General features: G+C 39.3%; 14 protein-coding genes, 1 tRNA gene and 1 pseudogene. 8 read left to right on the forward strand and 8 right to left on the reverse strand.

The features are described from left to right. From V5N63_RS07825 to V5N63_RS07835, 3 genes are all read left to right on the forward strand, one after another. Positions 1-431: nitroreductase family protein (locus V5N63_RS07825; RefSeq protein ID WP_332033497.1), on the forward strand; the 431-nt coding region annotated here is incomplete at its 5' end. A gap of 23 nt (positions 432-454) precedes the next feature. Beyond that, positions 455-892 (forward strand): MarR family winged helix-turn-helix transcriptional regulator, encoded by a 438-nt coding sequence (locus tag V5N63_RS07830; protein WP_332033498.1) that lies wholly within the window; start codon positions 455-457, stop codon positions 890-892. A gap of 8 nt (positions 893-900) precedes the next feature. Next, positions 901-1,323, forward strand: a complete 423-nt coding sequence (locus V5N63_RS07835) for an organic hydroperoxide resistance protein (protein ID WP_332033499.1) — start codon at positions 901-903, stop codon at positions 1,321-1,323. Between the two features lie 60 nt (positions 1,324-1,383). Here the strand turns inward: V5N63_RS07835 and V5N63_RS07840 are convergent. The 4 genes from V5N63_RS07840 to V5N63_RS07855 form a co-directional block, all read right to left on the reverse strand. Further along, positions 1,384-1,457 (reverse strand) — tRNA-Arg (locus V5N63_RS07840). Positions 1,458-1,505: 48 nt separating this feature from the next. Further along, positions 1,506-3,287 (reverse strand): TonB-dependent receptor, encoded by a 1,782-nt coding sequence (locus V5N63_RS07845; protein WP_332033500.1) that lies wholly within the window; start codon positions 3,285-3,287, stop codon positions 1,506-1,508. A 32-nt stretch (positions 3,288-3,319) separates the two neighbouring features. After that, positions 3,320-6,283, reverse strand: a complete 2,964-nt coding sequence (locus V5N63_RS07850; RefSeq protein ID WP_332033501.1) for a tetratricopeptide repeat protein — start codon at positions 6,281-6,283, stop codon at positions 3,320-3,322. Positions 6,284-6,485: 202 nt separating this feature from the next. Then, positions 6,486-10,085, reverse strand: a complete 3,600-nt coding sequence (locus V5N63_RS07855) for a T9SS type B sorting domain-containing protein (RefSeq protein WP_332033502.1) — start codon at positions 10,083-10,085, stop codon at positions 6,486-6,488. A gap of 126 nt (positions 10,086-10,211) precedes the next feature. Between V5N63_RS07855 and V5N63_RS07860 the strand changes: the two genes are divergently transcribed. Both V5N63_RS07860 and V5N63_RS07865 read left to right on the forward strand, forming a co-directional pair. Then, positions 10,212-11,900 (forward strand): APC family permease, encoded by a 1,689-nt coding sequence (locus V5N63_RS07860; RefSeq protein WP_332033503.1) that lies wholly within the window; start codon positions 10,212-10,214, stop codon positions 11,898-11,900. 5 nt (positions 11,901-11,905) lie between these two features. Continuing rightward, a complete protein-coding gene (locus V5N63_RS07865) occupies positions 11,906-12,217 on the forward strand; it encodes a DUF962 domain-containing protein (protein WP_088468960.1) in 312 nt (103 codons plus the stop codon). Positions 12,218-12,248: 31 nt separating this feature from the next. Here V5N63_RS07865 and V5N63_RS07870 read toward each other — a convergent pair whose 3' ends face one another. Next, entirely contained in the window at positions 12,249-12,869 is a 621-nt protein-coding gene (locus V5N63_RS07870) for a hypothetical protein (protein ID WP_332019390.1), read from the reverse strand. Positions 12,870-12,933: 64 nt separating this feature from the next. Between V5N63_RS07870 and V5N63_RS07875 the strand changes: the two genes are divergently transcribed. After that, the gene (locus tag V5N63_RS07875) at positions 12,934-13,560 is read left to right on the forward strand and encodes a hypothetical protein (RefSeq protein ID WP_332019389.1); all 627 of its coding nucleotides are present in this window, start codon (positions 12,934-12,936) and stop codon (positions 13,558-13,560) included. 36 nt (positions 13,561-13,596) lie between these two features. Here the strand turns inward: V5N63_RS07875 and V5N63_RS07880 are convergent, their stop codons facing one another. After that, on the reverse strand, positions 13,597-14,526 hold the full coding sequence (locus V5N63_RS07880) for an SPFH domain-containing protein (RefSeq protein ID WP_088468957.1): 930 nt from the start codon (positions 14,524-14,526) through the stop codon (positions 13,597-13,599). A gap of 58 nt (positions 14,527-14,584) precedes the next feature. After that, on the reverse strand, positions 14,585-15,940 hold the full coding sequence (dgt, locus tag V5N63_RS07885; protein WP_332033504.1) for a dGTP triphosphohydrolase: 1,356 nt from the start codon (positions 15,938-15,940) through the stop codon (positions 14,585-14,587). A gap of 224 nt (positions 15,941-16,164) precedes the next feature. Here dgt and V5N63_RS07890 point away from each other — a divergent pair, with 224 nt between their 5' ends. Continuing rightward, positions 16,165-17,085 (forward strand): T9SS type A sorting domain-containing protein, encoded by a 921-nt coding sequence (locus V5N63_RS07890; RefSeq protein ID WP_332033505.1) that lies wholly within the window; start codon positions 16,165-16,167, stop codon positions 17,083-17,085. 261 nt (positions 17,086-17,346) lie between these two features. Next, complete coding sequence (locus V5N63_RS07895; RefSeq protein WP_332033506.1) at positions 17,347-17,724, forward strand: hypothetical protein; 378 nt, start codon at positions 17,347-17,349, stop codon at positions 17,722-17,724. 140 nt (positions 17,725-17,864) lie between these two features. On the opposite strand, the pseudogene V5N63_RS07900 reads toward V5N63_RS07895, so the two are convergent. Beyond that, positions 17,865-18,589: pseudogene (locus V5N63_RS07900) on the reverse strand (aminomethyl-transferring glycine dehydrogenase); the annotation flags it as partial.

An 18,589-nucleotide genomic window follows, 5' to 3' on the forward strand; every position in this document is an offset into this window, starting at 1 on the left:
AGGTAATGAGAGATTGTTCCCATGTTTTGGTTTTCGCAGCCTGGGACAATTATTCCGCAGAAAAAATCGACAAAGTTTTTGATTATCATACCGATGTAAGAGAATTGCCACGCGGTCGTTTCAGCAGTTATACAGATCAACTGAAAGTGATCTACGGCGCGCAGACCGCAGAAGAAAATTTCGATCACACTGCAAGACAGACTTACATCGCATTAGGTTTGGCTATGGCACAGGCGGCGGAACTGAAAATTGACAGCACTCCTGCCGAAGGTTTCAGCAATGAAGTGGTCGATGAAATTCTGGGTTTAAAAGAATTGGGACTGAAAAGTGTAACTTTACTGTACTTAGGATACAGAGATGCGGAGAACGACTGGCTTTCAAAAATGAAAAAAGTTCGTATCCCAATGGATGAATTCATCATCAAAAAATAATTTAGAAAATCGCTAAATCCGCCATGAATCAACACAAAACTCCACAACTCGGTAATCAACTATGTTTCCCTTTGTATGTTATCGCAAAGGAAATCACAGGTCTTTACCGTCCGTTACTTGAAGAACTTGATATTACATATCCGCAATATCTTGTAATGATGGTACTTTGGGAGCATCAGCGGCTTACGGTAAATCAGATTGGTGAAAAACTTTTTCTAGACAGCGGTACGATAACTCCAATCTTGAAAAGGCTGGAAGCAAAAGCTTATATTGTACGGCAAAGAAAAATTGAGGATGAGCGTGTTGTAGAAATTTCCTTGACTGATGAAGGTGAAAGGCTTCAGGACAAAGCTTGCCTGATTCCCGAAAAGATGAATGATAGGTTGAATCTTTCGGAAACTGATGTACAAGAACTGAAACAGGCGATTTCTAAACTTTTAGATAAAATAAATAAAAAATAAAAAAAGCAATGAAAACATTATACACAACTAGCGTCACCGCAACAGGCGGACGCGACGGACACGTAAAAAGTGATAACGGAATTCTGGAACTCGATGTACGCACTCCCAAATCGCTTGGTGGAAAAAATGATGATTATGCCAACCCCGAAATGCTTTTCGCCGCAGGATATGCGGCCTGTTTCGACAGTGCCTTGAATCTGATGATTAGAAAATCGAAATCTGCGGCGGGCGAAACAAAAGTAAATGCCAAAGTTGGCATCGGACAAACCGAAAACGGTGGTTTTGGTCTGGAAGTAGAACTGGATGTGAATGTGCCCGGAGTATCACTGGAAGAGGCGCAGTCTTTAGTGGAACAGGCCCATCAGGTGTGTCCCTACTCTAATGCGACAAGAAATAATATTGAAGTAACGCTAAAGGTTACCAATAATTAATCTTACGCTGTAAAACATAAAATAAAAATCGGCAGACTTCAAAGAAGTTTGCCGATTTTGTGACCCGGAAGGGACTCGAACCCCCAACCCTCAGAGCCGAAATCTGATATTCTATCCAATTGAACTACCGAGCCATTAAAAATTTTTGATGATGAATTTTAAATTAAATCCTCATTAATTTTTTAAAAAGAAATCTTCACACCTCCCAAAAACTGCGCTCCCAGAACTTTATATCCTTTGAAAGTCTGATAATTCGTGTTCAGTAAATTATTTCCGAGTGCAAAAATACTGAAATTTTTGTGAATTTTGTACTCCGCAGACAGATTTAAATCTGCAAAGCCCCCAACTTTATCATCGGTATTCTCTTCTGACAGAAATAAATTAGGCGAAGTTCCTGATTCTGTGAAAGAAAAAGAATTTGTGGTTTTATCGGATCCGAAAATCGCTTTCGCGCCCAGATGAAGTTTTTTGCCAAATAGTGAATATTTACCTCCCAAACTACCTTGCAATAAAGGTTTATTGTAAATGTGTTCGTAGTTGTCGAGGTCATATTTCGCGAAATATATTTCGCCATCAAGAACCAAATTGGCCAGCGGAAAAAACTGAATACTTCCTTTCACTTCGCTTACCGTTCCGTTATCATAAACAGCAGAGAACGTATTGGCAAAGTCGTATGGCGCACGGTTTAGCGTAAAAGCGTCATCAAAAAGACCATTGGCACGGAAGAACATAATATCATTCATTTTTCCGTAACCTGCGCTCACATCATATTTAATCATCTGACTTACATCGCCGCGCAACCCGATATACCCTTTGTATTTGGTTTCTGTTGCACGAAGTTCCTGGTCCGAAACGAGATACGGATTTTCTTCCAGCATATTTGCATAGGTATTCATTTTCAAACCGCCTTCTACGCCGGCATAAAATTTAAATTCGTCTGTAGCCGCAAACTGTAGTTCAGCTTTTGGGAACCAGTAGGTTTTATTGTTTTTAACTTCTTCTGCAAGAATATTATTTGAATTTTTAGCATTCAGGAAAGAGAAATCCGATCCGATCATCAGATAAGATTTTCCTTTGAAGAAAGTCATTTTCGGCGATAGAGTCGCATTTAAAAAATTTGAAGAATTTTCATTCAGAAGTGAAAATTCAGATTTCACGGTTTCGAGATTAATCCCGAGGTCTGCGTTAAACATCATATCATTTACGGGCAGCTCTACTCCATGTTTCGAAAGATTCAGCAAAATTTCTGCCTGGGTTTCCTTAGCATCGAAATGATCACCAAGAAAAGATGATTTGATACGGATGTCGTTCAGGATTTCATTGGAATAAAAATCGTAATATCCGTTGACTTTGAAACGGTTGGTTTTCTGGTTAATATTGATATCTGAAGCAGGTTTTAGGGCATAAATTCCGTAATAATTATAATCATTCAGCCCGTAATCAGCATTCACGTTGATTTTTCCTTTGTCGCCATAAGAATTTAAATAAAGGCCAAAGTTTCCGGTGTTTTGTTTTGAAGTCCAGTCGTATTCTTTCGTAAGTCCTTTGGTTGAAAGAAAATGGAGATCAGCACCAACCTGAATATCGTTTTCGAGCGTGGTAGAAATATTACCGTCGGCCAGAATTTTTCCGAAATTCCCCATTCCGATCTGGAAATAATTGTCCTGATAACTCGCATCGAATTTCGGTGAAATATCTTCGCCCTGAATGGTTGAAGTTTTAAAATCCGAAGCAGCCGGAACATTGGTAATATTATATTTCAGGTTCAGCGAATCCTGGGTTTTCTTTTCTTTTGGCGGATAGTTTTTCTCGGTTTCCACTGAAGTTTTTTTCTTTTCGATTTTCTTCACTTCAGGTTCGCGTTTGCGGTCCAGAATGAGTTTTTCTTCTTTAATCTGCGAAAAAACAGCGGTAGAAGAAACCAACATTCCCAATAAAAATATATTTTGAATTCTTAAATTCATATTTTCTGTTTTAAAACCTTTTGGGTTTAGCGTTATTTTTTAATCTGACTTTTCACTTCTTTGGCCTCGGCAACAATTTCAGGGAAATCCTGATAGTTTGCGATAATCTGATCGACCGTATAACTCGCCTGGTAATTATCTTTCAGACCGATGTAATTTTTGGCCATCAGCACCAGCGATTTTGCACCCCAATATTCTTCGGAAGCATAGTTGTTGGCCAGTTTAAAGATGGTTTCGTTGGATGATTTAAAGGCTTTGGCTTTGTTCTGGTAAAATGCTTTTGCATATAAAGCTTCCGCGGCAACTTCGGTATTCGATGATTTTTCAAGGGCTGTGTAAGCCGACTTAGCTTCACTGTCTTTCCCTCTGTTCATCAGGCTTCTTGCTTTAATTACTTTGGCCTGTTCGATAACAGACGCCGGATTTTTGGAATTGGCAAGCACCAAATCCGCAAAAACTTCTGCTTTGGTGAAGTTTTTCTCTGCCGCAAAAATCTTCATCAGTTCCAGATTCGCGAAGTTTTGCAGATTCACGTTGGTGGAATTCGAAAGTGGCTCCAGATATTTTTTGGCTTCGTTGGTATTATTCTGTTCCAGATAAATCTGTGCAAGTCTTGTTTGCGCATCTTCCTGATAATCGTTCTGTACATTCGCAACTTCCTGCAGCACCAAAAGTGCTTTTGCAGCGTTTGCAGTCTGGTAATAACTTTCGCCCAGCTCGTATTGTGCCTGGTAAAGGCCATCTCCCGTAGGATTCTGGGTTAAATATTTTTCGTAAAGCGGAATTGCCTTTTTGTAATCTTTGGCTGCGTAATAGTTTTTGGCACTATTCAGGTTGATTTCATCAAGTTCGGAAGCATCAATCTTCACTCCTAAACTTCGCGCAAAGTTTTCATAACCTGCAGTATCACCGTTTTTCACGTAAATCGGACGCGAAGCCTGAACAATTTTACTGGCATAAGCCGTGTTTCTGTACTGGTTTCCGAGTGATTTTAATTCAGAAAGCGCTTTGTCGTTCTGGTTGAGATCGATATAATTCTGTGCGCGGTAAATTTGTGCGTTGGCAACCAAATCTTTATCAGAACTGTTACGGATCACCTGTGAAAAATAATCGTTGGAGCTGTTGTAATCGTCGTTTGCAGCATACGCTGTAGCAATTTCGTACTGCGCGTCATCAATATATTCAGAGTTTTTATACTGCAAAATCAGCTTTTTAAGTGAAGAAATTTTTGCTTCAGTATCGCCTTTAAAACCAAGCGCCATGGCTTTTTGGAATAAGGTATAATCGTCTGCATTTTCCGCCTTGTCATAAATTGCGATTGCTTCATTCAGCTGATTGTCTGCATAATACGTATCAGCCAAACGCAATTCTGCATCATTTTTAAAATCTGATTTCGGGTTTTTCAGGTATTGTGTAAAATACTGTTTAGCTTTATCGAATTTTTTTGACTTGAAATAAGCATAACCCAAATCATAGGTCAGTTGCTGTTTTTCAGGGAAATCCTGATTCAGAAGTTTTTCGTAGCGTACAATTGCTGAAGGATAATTCCCTTTCTGGTAATACGTCTGGGCTAACCAATACGTCGCGCGGGTATTGAACTCTTTATTGATATTAAATTCCAGACTGCGCATCAAATAGGTTTCGGCCTCATCGAAATTGCCTTTGTTGAATTCTTCTGTTCCCAATAAGAATGACACTTCCTGATCAATTTTATTGAGTTCCGGGGTGGAATTCGGCATTTTGTCGATCGCGCTCAAAGTTCCTCTGTAATCGCCGGAGTAAAGGTAAGATTTCACTAAAAGTGATTTCATTTCCTCGGTTTCTGAACTTCTTGGGTATTTATTGATGTAATTCTGGATCACTACCGGCGCAGATTCGAAGGGATTTCCAATGTCATAACTAAGTTTTGCATACTGCACATGAGCGAGCTGCTGAACTTTTGGATCATAACTCATCTGATACGCCGAACGGAACGCAGAAAGGGCTTCCTGCTTTTTACCGACTTCAAGGTAAGCGTTACCCAATTGATAATATGCATTCTGAGAAGTGGCAGAATTGCTGTTGATGAGCTGGTTATAGTAAGAAACTGCTTCGTCGTACTTTTTAAGCTGCGCCGACACAAATCCCATTTCGTACAAATCGCTTTCTGAAGGGTTTGGTTTGCTTTCCAGATAATTCTTAAGATGCGGATAAGCCGATGCGTAATCGCCTTTCATGAAATAACTCTCGCCGATAATTTTGTGAACTTCGCTTTTATAATCTGCTGAAATTGGTTCTCTCAGCAGATAATTTCCCTCTTCAATAGCTTTATCGTAATTTTTTTCGTTGAAGTACATCTGCACGTAATACGGTTTTACCAAACGTGCATATTTTTCGTCGTCTTTAATCTGATCAAAGAAAGTGAAAGCTTCATCATTCTGCCCGTCAGCATAATAAAGGTGGCCGAGCATATACGCAATATCAGATTTGTCGGTGTCTTCGGCATTTTTATAAGCTTCTTCCAGGGCTTCAATAGCACCTGCAGAATCTCCGGTCATGAATTTTGCATAACCTAGTTTCATGATATACTGCGTATTTTCGTCTTTCGAAAGCTGGTACTGGTTAACGTTATTTAATGTTTCCAGTGCTTTATCAAAATCTTTTTGCGCCAGATAATAATCTGCCAGCGGTAGGTTTGCCTGCGCAAAATAAGCGGAGTTCGGATATTCTTTAATAAAAGCTTCCAGGCCCTGTTCTGCATGATTTTTTCTTAAAATCACCCCAATCACATTGTCAAAAAACTGCGAGGCTTCTTTTCTGGATTTAGAAAGTGCGCCGTTGTAGAAATACTGGCGGGCATATTCGAACTGAGAAGCGCTGTAGATTTTGTTCTGGTAAAGATTTTCGGCAAGACTGAAGCGATAATTTTCACGGTCGCTGAAATATTGGGATTGCTGGGCATCAGATAATCCGTAATAGAAAATGGCTGCCGCAATAATAATTTTTTTTGAATTCATTTAATCCTGGTTTTCAGAAAGGTGTTGAATTGAATAGGGAGCGTTGCATAAAGGAAGAGAATCCTCACCGCTTTCCACAATTAGTCAACGAAAATAAGGAAAACTTATTGCCTGCACAATATAAATTACATATTGTGGAAATGTGGATAACTGTATTTTTTTTAACAGGAGTCTATTGAAAATGAGTTAAAAAACAATCGTCTTAATTACGGTTTTTCATCAGAATCCAGCCTTGCCGCTGTTCAGATTTTTGCGTCACCGGATCGAACCATGTCGCGGTATACCAATACGTTGAAGTTGGCAACGAACGACCCGAAAACTTACCGTCCCACACTACTTTTCTCTTGTCTGTTGATTCGAAAACTTTATTTCCGTACCGGTCTACAATGATTACGGAAACACTTTCCATTTTGTCAAGATTATCAATTTTCCAGACATCATTAATTCCATCAGCATTTGGACTGAATGCATTGTTGATTTTAATAAAATAGATGGTTTTGGGTTCTCCAAGACAGCCGGTCGCAGATTCCACCTGTATTTCGTAAGAGGCAGCGGTTGGATTCATCAAAATATTTGAAGACTTCGCAACACCGTTGAAATAATATTTATAGGGTTTCACACCGCCATTTGCGATGACTTCAATGGAACTGTTGGTTTGGTTTACCACTTCTATTTTAGGCTGATTTTCATCCGAAACCGTAAAATTATGGGTATAAGTACAGCCATCTGCATTGGTTAATTCCACTGAATAGTTTCCGGTTTTTGTAATCAGCACCGTTGGTGAAGTTTCGCCGGTACTCCAGGTTCTTGTAGGATTTTCAGGTCCGGCATCAACCGTTAAAGTTTCTCCGTAACAGATATAATATTTGCTTTCGAGGGTTGATGATTTCGTTGGAGTATTTACTTTGAGATTGATTATTCCTGAGGACGCACAAAAACCCGGAACGCTGATTCTCACATACACCTTTTGTGCAAAAGCAGTTTCGTTGGTATAATTTGCCGCGATCGGCTGGGTGAAATTCACATCTTTAAAATATTCGAAAACAGCGTTTGGATCGGTACTGAAAACCGTCTTTTTTGAATTGAGATCAAATGCAGTTTTTCCGTCGAAATCTGTATCACAAACTACAAAATTAGTTTCAGAAACAAGTAAAGGAGTATTTGCACCTTTAACAAAAGTCACAGTCTGAACATCCGAAAAGCAGCCTGTAGCCTTATCTTTTATTAAAAACTTAACTGTTATAGGCAATACCGACACATCGAAGTTTGGAGGAAGCGCATTACCAAGCTCATCGGTAAATGTATATTGACCAGCGTTATTGATCACCGCGTTCTGGAAATACTGAAGTGTATAATTAAGTTCGGAACAAACGATAATCTGCGAAACCAGCGCCGCAGGTTTGGGATTAAACTGTAAATCGAAGTTTACCACATCACCACAGTTCGAATTATAGGTGATTTTGATATATGGTTTTGTACCAAAAACAGAAGCATCATAATTCGCAACCTGTGCCGGCGTGAGCAATGTTCCGTTTTGAGCATAATACTCCAGTGAAACGCTTACTTCAGGCCCCGCATTGACCAGATCAGTCACGTTTCTGGTAAGATTGAAAACATTATTACCCTGACAGTTTTTCATTACAACCGGATTCTGCGCAACAATCTGAGGTTTTCGGTACACCCTGAGAATAATATCATTTGAATTTGCAAAACAGGAAGAATTCGTTTTGCTGATCAACCTGGCATAAATGGTATAATCGCCAATAATGCTGGTCCAGAAATAGCCTGCAGCATTTAAATTGGCTCCGGGACCATTCGACACCACAATCTCTGAGTTATCTGATTTGTTATAAAATTTAACATCGTACTGGTTCGCCGGATCCAGAATAGATTTAATATAGTTGAAATCGAATCTGTTTGGATTGTTGTCTGTACCGGCACAACGTTCCTGAATCGGCACCTGCGGAACTGCGATCGCAGGACCTGAAGTAAAAGTCACCAAAGTATTGGCAGAACAGGAAGCTCCTAAAAACGTGGTTTTAACGTTCACCGATTTGGTAACATCCACCGCCGTTCCGTTGCCCGCCGAAGTTCCGTCAACATAAGTGTAGGTAAAGGTGTAATAACCCGGAAAATTCTGTTCAAACGCAGCTTTCAAGTCGAAAAACGGCTGCGATGAACAGGTAGAAATATGCATGGCATTGGTAACCGAAATAAAATAAACCGGCGATCCTCCTGTGATACAAGACATATTATCGTTACCATCCTTTACGGCAAAACTTAAGTTCGCGATTTGATTCGCATTAACCACATAATTTTCCGGATTCGTAACCAAAGTATTCGCAGGTCCTTCGTAGAAATACACATTATACTTCTCTAAGCCCGACGCCGGATCGTATTTCGGGTAAATAAGCTGATATAGATTTACGGTTTTTGTCGCAGCCGGAACCGCTGAATTGTCGCAAACTACCGCCGGATTAGAGTTAAGTGGAGCAGGAAGTTTTTCGCTGAGATATTCCAGCTGGTTACTGTCGGAACCCGAGGCGCATACTGTACCATCCGGTTTTTTAACTTTCACATAAAATTTACCAGGTGAATCAGTAACCCTGCTCAGATAAATTTCCTGATTAGTACTGATGATTGTTGGGTTCCCTACCCGATACCATTCGTATTTCAGCGCAGCATCAAAATTGGTGATTTTCATGATGACCTGGCAGTTATCAAGCTGTTTGGCGATGACCGGAGTCAGGGCTTTTCTGAAAGTAATATCATCCGAAACCATCGGACCGACCTGGGCTCCGGAAGGATCGTGATAAGTGACTTCAACTTTCAGCACTTCATTATCATTGGGAACAAATCCAGAAAGTGTATTTCCGGTTTCCGCAAGTTGGGTAGTGTTACGGAACCATTTAAATTTTGGCGTAAGATTCTGATTTGGAGTAAAAAGCCAGGCTTTCCCTTCACTTTTCCACGGACCGTTGTTGTAATTATAAGCGGTATTGCTATGCGTGGGAACTTTAAAATTAGTGGCATCCTCATTCTGAATACCCAATATTGCATTATAAGTATCCTCTATTTTGTTATTGACGTAAATAACAATTCTTCCGTCTTCGAGCAACAAAACATTACTGAAATAACTGCTACTTGAAATTCCGCCTGTGCCATCAGTCCGGATTTGATTCTGGAAAGAAACAATAAGACCGTTCACACCACCTACATTTATATTTTTGTACAGATAAATTACACTTGAATTCTGCGAACGTGGGACCAGATCTGTATATCCGAAAAAAATCTGCGCAAGATTAAGCTCCTGAGAAGCATTGTTTTTAAAAATTTTGTTATACTCCTTAGAAGGAAGTGCTGAATAGGTATTATATCCCGTAACTCCGCTGTAGGTACGGTCTGTATAGGTATTGATGTCTTTAAGATTCTCCAGTTCAGGATTGTTGGTAAACACGAGTCTTCCGTTGCTGCCCATCACCGCTTTAGTATAATCTTTTCCGTAAAAACTAAAGGTAAAACCAATCGGAAAGGATTCACTGAATTTATTAGAACCCGTTGCCGGAAAGTTGATAGGGATTGAGCCAGCAGACAATGGAAACGCAGAAGGCAAAACACTTGTCATTTGATAATCGCCCGTGGAAGTAGCCACCGCATCCACTTTTAAATTGAAACTTTCGCCAGTACAGAAATACTGCTGTGCAGGATATGCTGCATTATCCGCAGGATTAATAAGATTTACAGATTGGGTAAAGCCTGAGACAAATGATAATATAAAGAGTAAAAAATAAATCTTCCGCATCAAAAAAATGTTTGGACAAAATTACGACATTATTAAGAACCAAAAATTTACCATTTTTATTATCCTGAAACAAAAAAAATATGATTTTTAGAATTTTCTTTTACATTTGTGTAAATTATCTTTTTTATGAATCAGCTTTTCAGAAGAAAACAGTACAGTGAAAGCGAGCACTCATCGGGGTTGCTGCGTGTTTTGGGAGTTTGGGATATTGTATTTTTCGGAATTGCAGCCATCATTGGCGCAGGAAGTTTCAGCAGTTTGGGCGAAGCGGTTTTCCGTGGCGGGCCCGGCGTGATCATCCTCTATGTCATCTGCGGTTTTGCCTGCGGTTTTACAGCACTCTGCTATGCCGAATTTGCCAGCCGGATTCCCCAGGCCGGCTCTGCGTACACGTATGCCTACGCGAGTTTCGGTGAATTGATTGCCTGGATTATAGGATGGGCTTTAATTATGGAATATTCTTTCGGAAACATTTATGTTGCCTTTTCCTGGAGCGATTATTTCACGAGCTTTATGGAAAGAATCGGGATTCACATTCCTGATTATTTAACCTGCTCCTATACCGAAGCCAAAAAAGCATTTCTTGGCGGTTCTGAAAACAAAGAACTTCTGAATGCGTGGAACAGCGCACCCCTCATAGGGAATTTAAAATTTATTGTGGATGTACCTGCTTTGGTCATCAATGGTTTAATTACCTGGCTTTGTTATGTCGGCGTGAAGGAATCTAAAAATTTTAATAATATTTTTGTTCTTCTCAAGCTTTTTATCATCCTGCTCGTGATTGCGGTGGGCGTCGCTTATCTTAACACCGATAACTGGTTTCCGGCAAGTGCTGACACTGGAGTTCCTTCATTTATGCCTAATGGTTTTACCGGAGTTATGAGCGCCGTTTCGGGAGTCTTCTTTGCTTATATCGGTTTTGATGCTTTAAGTGTTTTATCTGAAGAAACTAAAAATCCTCAGAAAAATCTGCCCCGCGGAATGATTATTTCGCTGGTATTGTGCACGGTAATTTATATTCTTCTGACTTTGGTACTCACCGGAATGGTAGATTACCGCAAATTTGACGGTATCGGCGATCCGCTGGCTTTTATTTTTGCCGGTTCGAACGCAAATGTTCCGTGGATGGAGTTTGTAGTGTCTCTGGGAGCCATTATTGCGATTACCACTGTTTTACTCGTGTTCCAGATGGGGCAGCCGCGAATCTGGTACGCCATGAGCCGCGACGGACTGATGCCAAAGAAATTCATGACCATTCATCCGAAACATAAAACACCGTCTTACGCTACCATCGTTACAGGGCTCGTGGTTGGAGTTCCGATTCTTTTTACCGATAAATCGTTTATCCTGGATTTCACGAGTATCGGGACAATTTTCGCTTTCGTTCTGGTCTGTGGCGGTGTATTGTTGCTTCCGGCGAAAGAAAAACTGAAAGGAAGATTCCATATGCCTTATATTAATGCGCGATTCATATTTCCGGTAACGTTCCTTGGAGGCCTGTTTTTCTTCTACTGGTGGCAACCGGAATTCTTCCATAACCTAACCGATTGGCATGATCCTGCAGAAGGTGAATTCCGTATTTCGATTATCGTTTACATTCTGATTAACCTGGTTTTATGCGTTCTGGCGTTTGTAAGGAATTTATCGCTTATTCCACTTATCGGTCTCAGTTCATGCCTTTATCTGCTTACGGGAATGACGCATAACAACTGGTTTTGGTTTATACTATGGTTTGCCATTGGCATGATTATTTATTTCTCTTACGGGTTCAAAAACAGTAAACTGAATAACGACCTGAACGGAGATTTAAATTAAAAATAATGCGCGAGCGAATAAAAACCTTCAAAGAATTTTATCCTTATTATCTAAGTCAACACAATAAAAAAGTAACCCGCATATTTCATTTTGCGGCTACGCTCTTGGTTTTTGCTGTAATTATTTATGTACTGCAATCTGGAAAGGAACGGTTTCTTTGGTATATCCCGATTTTCGGGTGGGGTATTTCAGCCTTCAGTCATTACGTTTTTGAAAAGAATAAACCTACCAGTTTTACTAATCCCTTGTTTACATTGATCGCCGACTTTAAGATGTTCTTTGAACTGCTTACCGGAAAGTTGAAGTTTTACGAATAAAAAAACTCCCGATCGGGAGTTTAATGTGGTTTTAAGCGCTTTTAATAAGTTCAAGGTTTTTAGCTTCAATTTCACCTTCATCAAGTTTAGCATCTCCTTTTCCTTTTTCAAGATCGAGGACTATGTTAGGGTGATTAACTTGCATAAAAGTCTTAAACTCCTCAATATTTTTGAATAGATTGAAGGATTCTTTCTCTTCGTCATAAATTACGCCTTTGGTTCTTCTTGCCGCGGCAGCAGCAATTATTCCACCCCACATGGCTGCGCTGTTACTTGTAAAATAATCTCTTACAAATAAATAACCGCCTTTGTTTTCAGCTTTGAGGTAGTAAATTCCACCATCGTAACCCTGTCCTTTATCTTCAGAATTAAACTTTTTAATAAGGTTTACTACGTGTATATAAACATTCTGCCCATCAGATACTGCAAAAGCTTTTTTCAGTTTCTTTCCTTTATCATCTAAATTATTGAAGCGGAAAGCAATCTGATCATCAGTAATTGCCGCAGAAAGATTTGGGCTGGCACTAGGTGTTTTCGTTCTGAAATCTTCATAGGTCTCGTACACTCCTTTCGGATATTGTGCTGGATTAAAATTTTGGGAAAATCCTAAAGCAAAAGCCGTGAGGGATAAGAAAGTAAGCAGTTTTGTCATATAATTATTTTTGCTAAATATATAAATTTCTGAGAAATTAAATTACTTTTGATAAAAATAATTTATGAAGAAAATATTACCATTTTTACTTGTAGGCATCCTTGCCCTAACAAGCTGTGAACCTGTGTATAAGGCTACAAACTTTCAACAGACTGCAAACACTCACCGCCTTATTGCAGTGCTTCCGCCGAAGGTAATTATTGAAATTAAATCAGCAAAAGAAGCGGCCGCTATTAAAAAACAGGAGGTAATTGAAAGTGAGAGGTTTCAGAGTGCATTGGTAAACTATCTTAATGCTAACCAAATTAACAATAAAATCTTCATTAAGACACAGAATCCCGAGGAAACCAATAAGATTCTCACAGATAATAATGTCACCAGTTTAGCAGGCAGAAGCTATCAGGATCTGGCCGTTTTATTGGGAGTTGATGCGGTGGTAAGTTCCCGAGTTTCCTTGGCTAAGCCACTTACCAATGGAGAAGCCTTTTTCACCAGTCTGCTTACGGGCTACGCTGCTCCATCAAAAATTACAACTGTCGATTTATCACTAACCGACAAAGCAAGCGGAAAAATGTTCTGGAATTATAACTGGCAAACGGGTGGAACATTTGTATCAGCAGAAAAACTCACCAACTCACTGATGAAAGCGGCAGCAGTTCGATTTCCGTATAAAACGAAAGATTTAAAATAAAAAAAATCCCGAAATTAAATTTCGGGAATTTGATTTTTAATGCAAATGCTTACCAGTTGGCGGATAATCGCCCTTGCCCGTTTCTTCCATTTTCTGGGTAGCAGCCATAGAAACCACCAGATCATTCAGCATAGAACTTGCAGCGCTTGGTGAGTTAGGAAGAAGCACCAAATTGCTTCTGTTATTGGCTCCAATTGAATGTAACGTATCGTAATGCTGGGTTACAACAATCAGTGCGGAAGCTTCCTGAGAGCTTATTCCAGCTTCGTTCAGCATTTTTACCGATTCTTCCAAACCTTTGGCAATTTCTCTTCTTTGGTCCGCGATACCCATCCCCTGAAGTTTTTTTGATTCTGCTTCTGCTTTCGCTACCGCAACAATTCTGATTTTCTGAGCTTCAGATTCGTACTCGGCAGCGGTTTTTTCACGCTCGGCGGCATTAATTCTGTTCATGGCGTGTTTCACCTGTTCATCGGGATCAATATCAGTTACAAGGGCTTTAATGATATCGTAACCGTAACTCTGCATCGCTTCCTGAAGTTCACCTTTCACGGCAATTGCAATATCATCTTTACGCACAAAGACATCATCAAGTTTCAGTTTTGGAACCTCAGCTCTTACCACGTCGAAAACGTATGATGTAATTTGGTTTTCGGGATTTTCAAGCTTATAAAAAGAATCCGCTACCTGTTCTTTGATTACCTGATACTGCACAGAAACTTTCATTCTGATAAACACGTTATCGAGCGTTTTGGTATCAATAATTACATCGAGCTGCTGAATCCTAAGGTTCATTCTTTTAGCCACCTGATCGATAAAGGGAATTTTTAGGTGGAGTCCTGCGTGGCGGACAGAATGAAATTTCCCCAAGCGTTCTACAATGGCCGCTGTGGCCTGCTTGACGGTAAAAAATGATGCGAAAAGGACGACGAGGCCCAGAAAAATAAGTACGCCAAAAAATGTCATTGTTTAATTTTTTTATGGTTAATAAAGAACTTCTGAAAGATAGTAAATTTTACCGAAACTACACGGTCATGCCGATATCTATTCCTTTAATTTTACGGTAAAGATCGGTCGCAAAATTATCGGTCATCCCCGAAACAAAATCAATAACACCCAACACTTTCTGGTAATCTGTTCCTTCATCATAAACAAACTGTTGCGGCAAAAGCTTCAGCGCCATTTTATCATAAGATTTCCGCTGATTTTTTGGTTTTAAAACCGGCGGTATAAAATGATTCAGTAATTCATACATTACATTGTAACCTGCGTTTTCAATCTCGATGACATTTTTGTGGTTGTAAATTTTAGCAATCGAAAAATCTTCGATTTCCTGTAAAGCAGGATTATCTGATTTATAAATATCGAGCAAAGCCCTGTCGAGACTGCCGTCTAAAATTTTAGAAAAGTTTTGCTGATAAAGCTCAATGGATTTATTAATGAGTGCATTGATGACTTTTGCTCTTAAATAGGAAATTCTTTCGTTCGAATTGGTCAGGATCGTGAGTTTGTCTTCTACCCTTCCGATATTTTGATTTTCAGATTTAATGAGGTCCAGAAAAAGATTCTCGCAGTCGGAAGTCGAGACAATTCCGAGGCGGTGTGCGTCTTCCATATCGATAATGTTGTAGCAGATATCATCGGCAGCTTCAACCAACCAAACGAATGGATGTCTTTTAAAGATGGAAGGTTCTTCATTTTCCGGGATTAAATTTACGCCTTTGGCAATCTCCAGAAACGTATTTTTTTCATTCTGAAAAAACCCGAACTTTTTTCTGTGGATGATTCCTTTTTTCTTGGCGACGGCTTCGCACGGATATTTGGCGATGCTTGCCAGCGTGGTAAAAGTAAGCTGGGTTCCGCCTTCATCTTTGCCGTTCTGCTGATGGGTTAAAACCCTTATTGCATTGGCATTTCCTTCAAAATTCACCAAATCTGCCCATTCTTTTTCTGTAAATTTCGGTTTTAAATCGTTTTCGTTTTTTTCGAAATAACTGGCAATGGCATCTTCACCGGAATGCCCGAAAGCAGGGTTCCCAACATCATGGCAGAGGCATGCCGCGGCAATTACGTTCTGCAGATTGTGCTGGTAAAAAACTTTCGCCTGATCATCCAGATCATTAGCGAACTGCGTAAAAATAAATTCACCTGCGGCACTTCCTAAACTGCGTCCTACAGAAGAAACCTCGAGTGAATGCGTTAAACGGTTATGAACAAAAACACTTCCGGGGAGCGGAAAAACCTGAGTTTTATTCTGCAGCCTGCGAAATGCTGCCGAGAAAATAATACGGTCGAAATCTCTTTGAAAATCGGTTCTGGAAGCTGAAGTTGCAGCAAGGTTCCCGGTGCGTTGGTGGGTAAAAATACGGTTTAAATCCATCCTTCAAAAATACATTTTTTATTGTGTAGATAAAATGATTTATATTTCGGTAAAAGCATAGTTTTTTTTGCGAAAAAGACCAGAAACTTTATTCGTAAAATTACTAATCGTGGTTTATTAAATGCCAGGTTTATGGCATCACACACCACTTACATACGGAAATTTTCTTTGATTTCCCATTTGCATCTGCAACATTGTTGTGCTATCATTGCAAAAATTTATTTATGAAGAACTTATATTTTCTTGCTGCTGCGTTTTTTTGCAGCAGTATTTCTGCACAAAACCAAATTTCATTCGAAACTTCCGAAGGTTACCAGTTGGGAAGTTTGAACGGACAGAATTCCTGGCAAATCACTGATGATGGCGAAGGTAATTTCGTTGAAAACCAGGTAGTTTCTGCTGAAAAATTCAGTGCAGGAATCTACTCATTTAAAAATGGATATACCGATGCGTATGGTGGACAGATGTTCCCGATTATTGGTGCACAGAAAAGTTTTGATCAGCCGTTGGATTATAATGACACTACCATCTCTTTTGATGTTTTGGTTACAGAAACTGACGGTTCAATTTTTGAAATGGCAGCCTACGGAATCAGTGCTGATGAAGAATACTATCCGGTATTTGATTTAGCTTTTGATTATTCCGGTACTCTACATGTTATCACCAGCATAGATTACGACATGGAAGACACGGGGATTTCGTGGCAGCCTAACCAATGGTATAAGGTAACGGTAAAAGTATCTGCAAATGAAATCAAGTATTTCATTGACGGGACATTAATTTATACGACTCCAAACTTCACACAGATCAATCTGGAAGGGATGAATTTCCTACATGATAATTTCGGTGGTGATGCCTATATTGACAACATTAAAATCAATGAAGCAAATATGGCGGTAAGCAGCGTGACAAAAGGAATTATTGCAGTATATCCTAATCCTGTAAAAACCAATCTGCACTTCAATCTTCCGAATGGTGAAAAAGTTTCAACCATCCGGATTTATAATATGGTAGGCCAGAATGTATTCACAAAAAACACATCAGATGCCACTCTAAATCTTGAGAATCTGAAAGCCGGCACCTATATTATTACCGTTAACAGTACGAAAGGAACTTCTTATTCTTCTAAATTTATTAAAGAATAATTAGCCTGAATGATCTAAAATATGACAGAAAATTCCCGAACTGAAGTTTGGGAATTTTTTATTACTGATGAAAGATCTCGAAAAGATAAAAACGGAAGCCACCCAAACGTTCATTAGTGAAAATCATGAAATAGATTTATGATAAGAAGATAAACGTTATATTTGAATGATTAACAACTTATCACATTCATGAGAGCTATGCTCAGATCTGGGTAGTTTTGTATCATGGATTGATATATTATGTAAGTTAGCCGCAATTCTATGAACAATATTCCATTAAATAAATTTGAAGCATTGAAACGGGATAGATTTTTAAAAAAAATCCTTTCAAATGCAATTGCTATGAAAACAAAGCAAATTGGAATTCACAAAGGAAGCATGAAAATGAAATTTTTCAGAGATAGAATAAATGAAATCAGGCATTTGGAAGATATTGATTTGAACATTTTTGAAAAATATTGCAATGATTTCAGTTTTTATCCAATTGGACATGAAAGAGACAAATTTAACAAAGACTATTTACAAAAATTGGATAAAGAGTTAAAAAACATTGACGAACGATATAAAATCCAAATACTTAAAAAATGTGATGAAATTATCAACCAGTTTGCGGATATTACTAAACTTCTCAAAAATTAAATTTTAAAGAACTTACTGCCATTAACTAATCGGCTTCTCTCCGTTCAGTTTCCGCATAGGGTGGTTTTATCAGAAAGACTCTTTTAATCAAAAAAATCCCCTTCAAAACTGAGGGGGATTCGTTATTTATAAATGAGGATTTACATATACGACTCGATTGGTGCGCAAGTGCACACTAAATTTCTATCACCATACGCTTCATCAACACGGGAAACCGTTGCGAAGAATTTGTGATCTCTCACCCATTCCAGAGGATACGCAGCTTTTTCACGGCTGTAAGGTTTGTCCCACGCGTCTGAAATCACCACCTGTTCTGTATGCGGCGCATTTTTCAACACATTGTTTGCTGCATCGGCAGTTCCTTCGGCGATTTCTTCGATTTCTTTTTTAATGGAAATCAATGCTTCGGCAAAACGGTCGATTTCTCTTTTGCTTTCAGATTCTGTTGGCTCAATCATCAAAGTTCCGGCAACCGGGAAACTCACTGTTGGCGCATGGAACCCGTAATCCATTAATCGTTTTGCGACGTCAGCAACTTCAATTCCAAGCGGTTTAAACTGACGGAAATCTACAATACATTCGTGAGCAACTCTACCCGCAGCATTCGCATAAAGAATTGGGAAATGTTCTGCTAAAACTTCTTTCAGGTAATTGGCGTTGAGGATGGCGTGTTCTGTAGATTTTTTCAACCCTTCAGTTCCCAGCATTTTAATGTAGGCGTACGAAATATTTAAAACCAGTGACGACCCGTAAGGTGCAGCTGAAATTGCGTCGATGGCTTCTTTATCACCGATTTTGATATTTGGATTTGATGGTAAAAACTTCACCAAATGTTCCGCAACGCAGATCGGGCCAACACCCGGAC

The organism is Kaistella sp., from assembly GCF_032060305.1.
Taxonomy (GTDB): Bacteria; Bacteroidota; Bacteroidia; order Flavobacteriales; family Weeksellaceae; genus Kaistella; species Kaistella yananensis.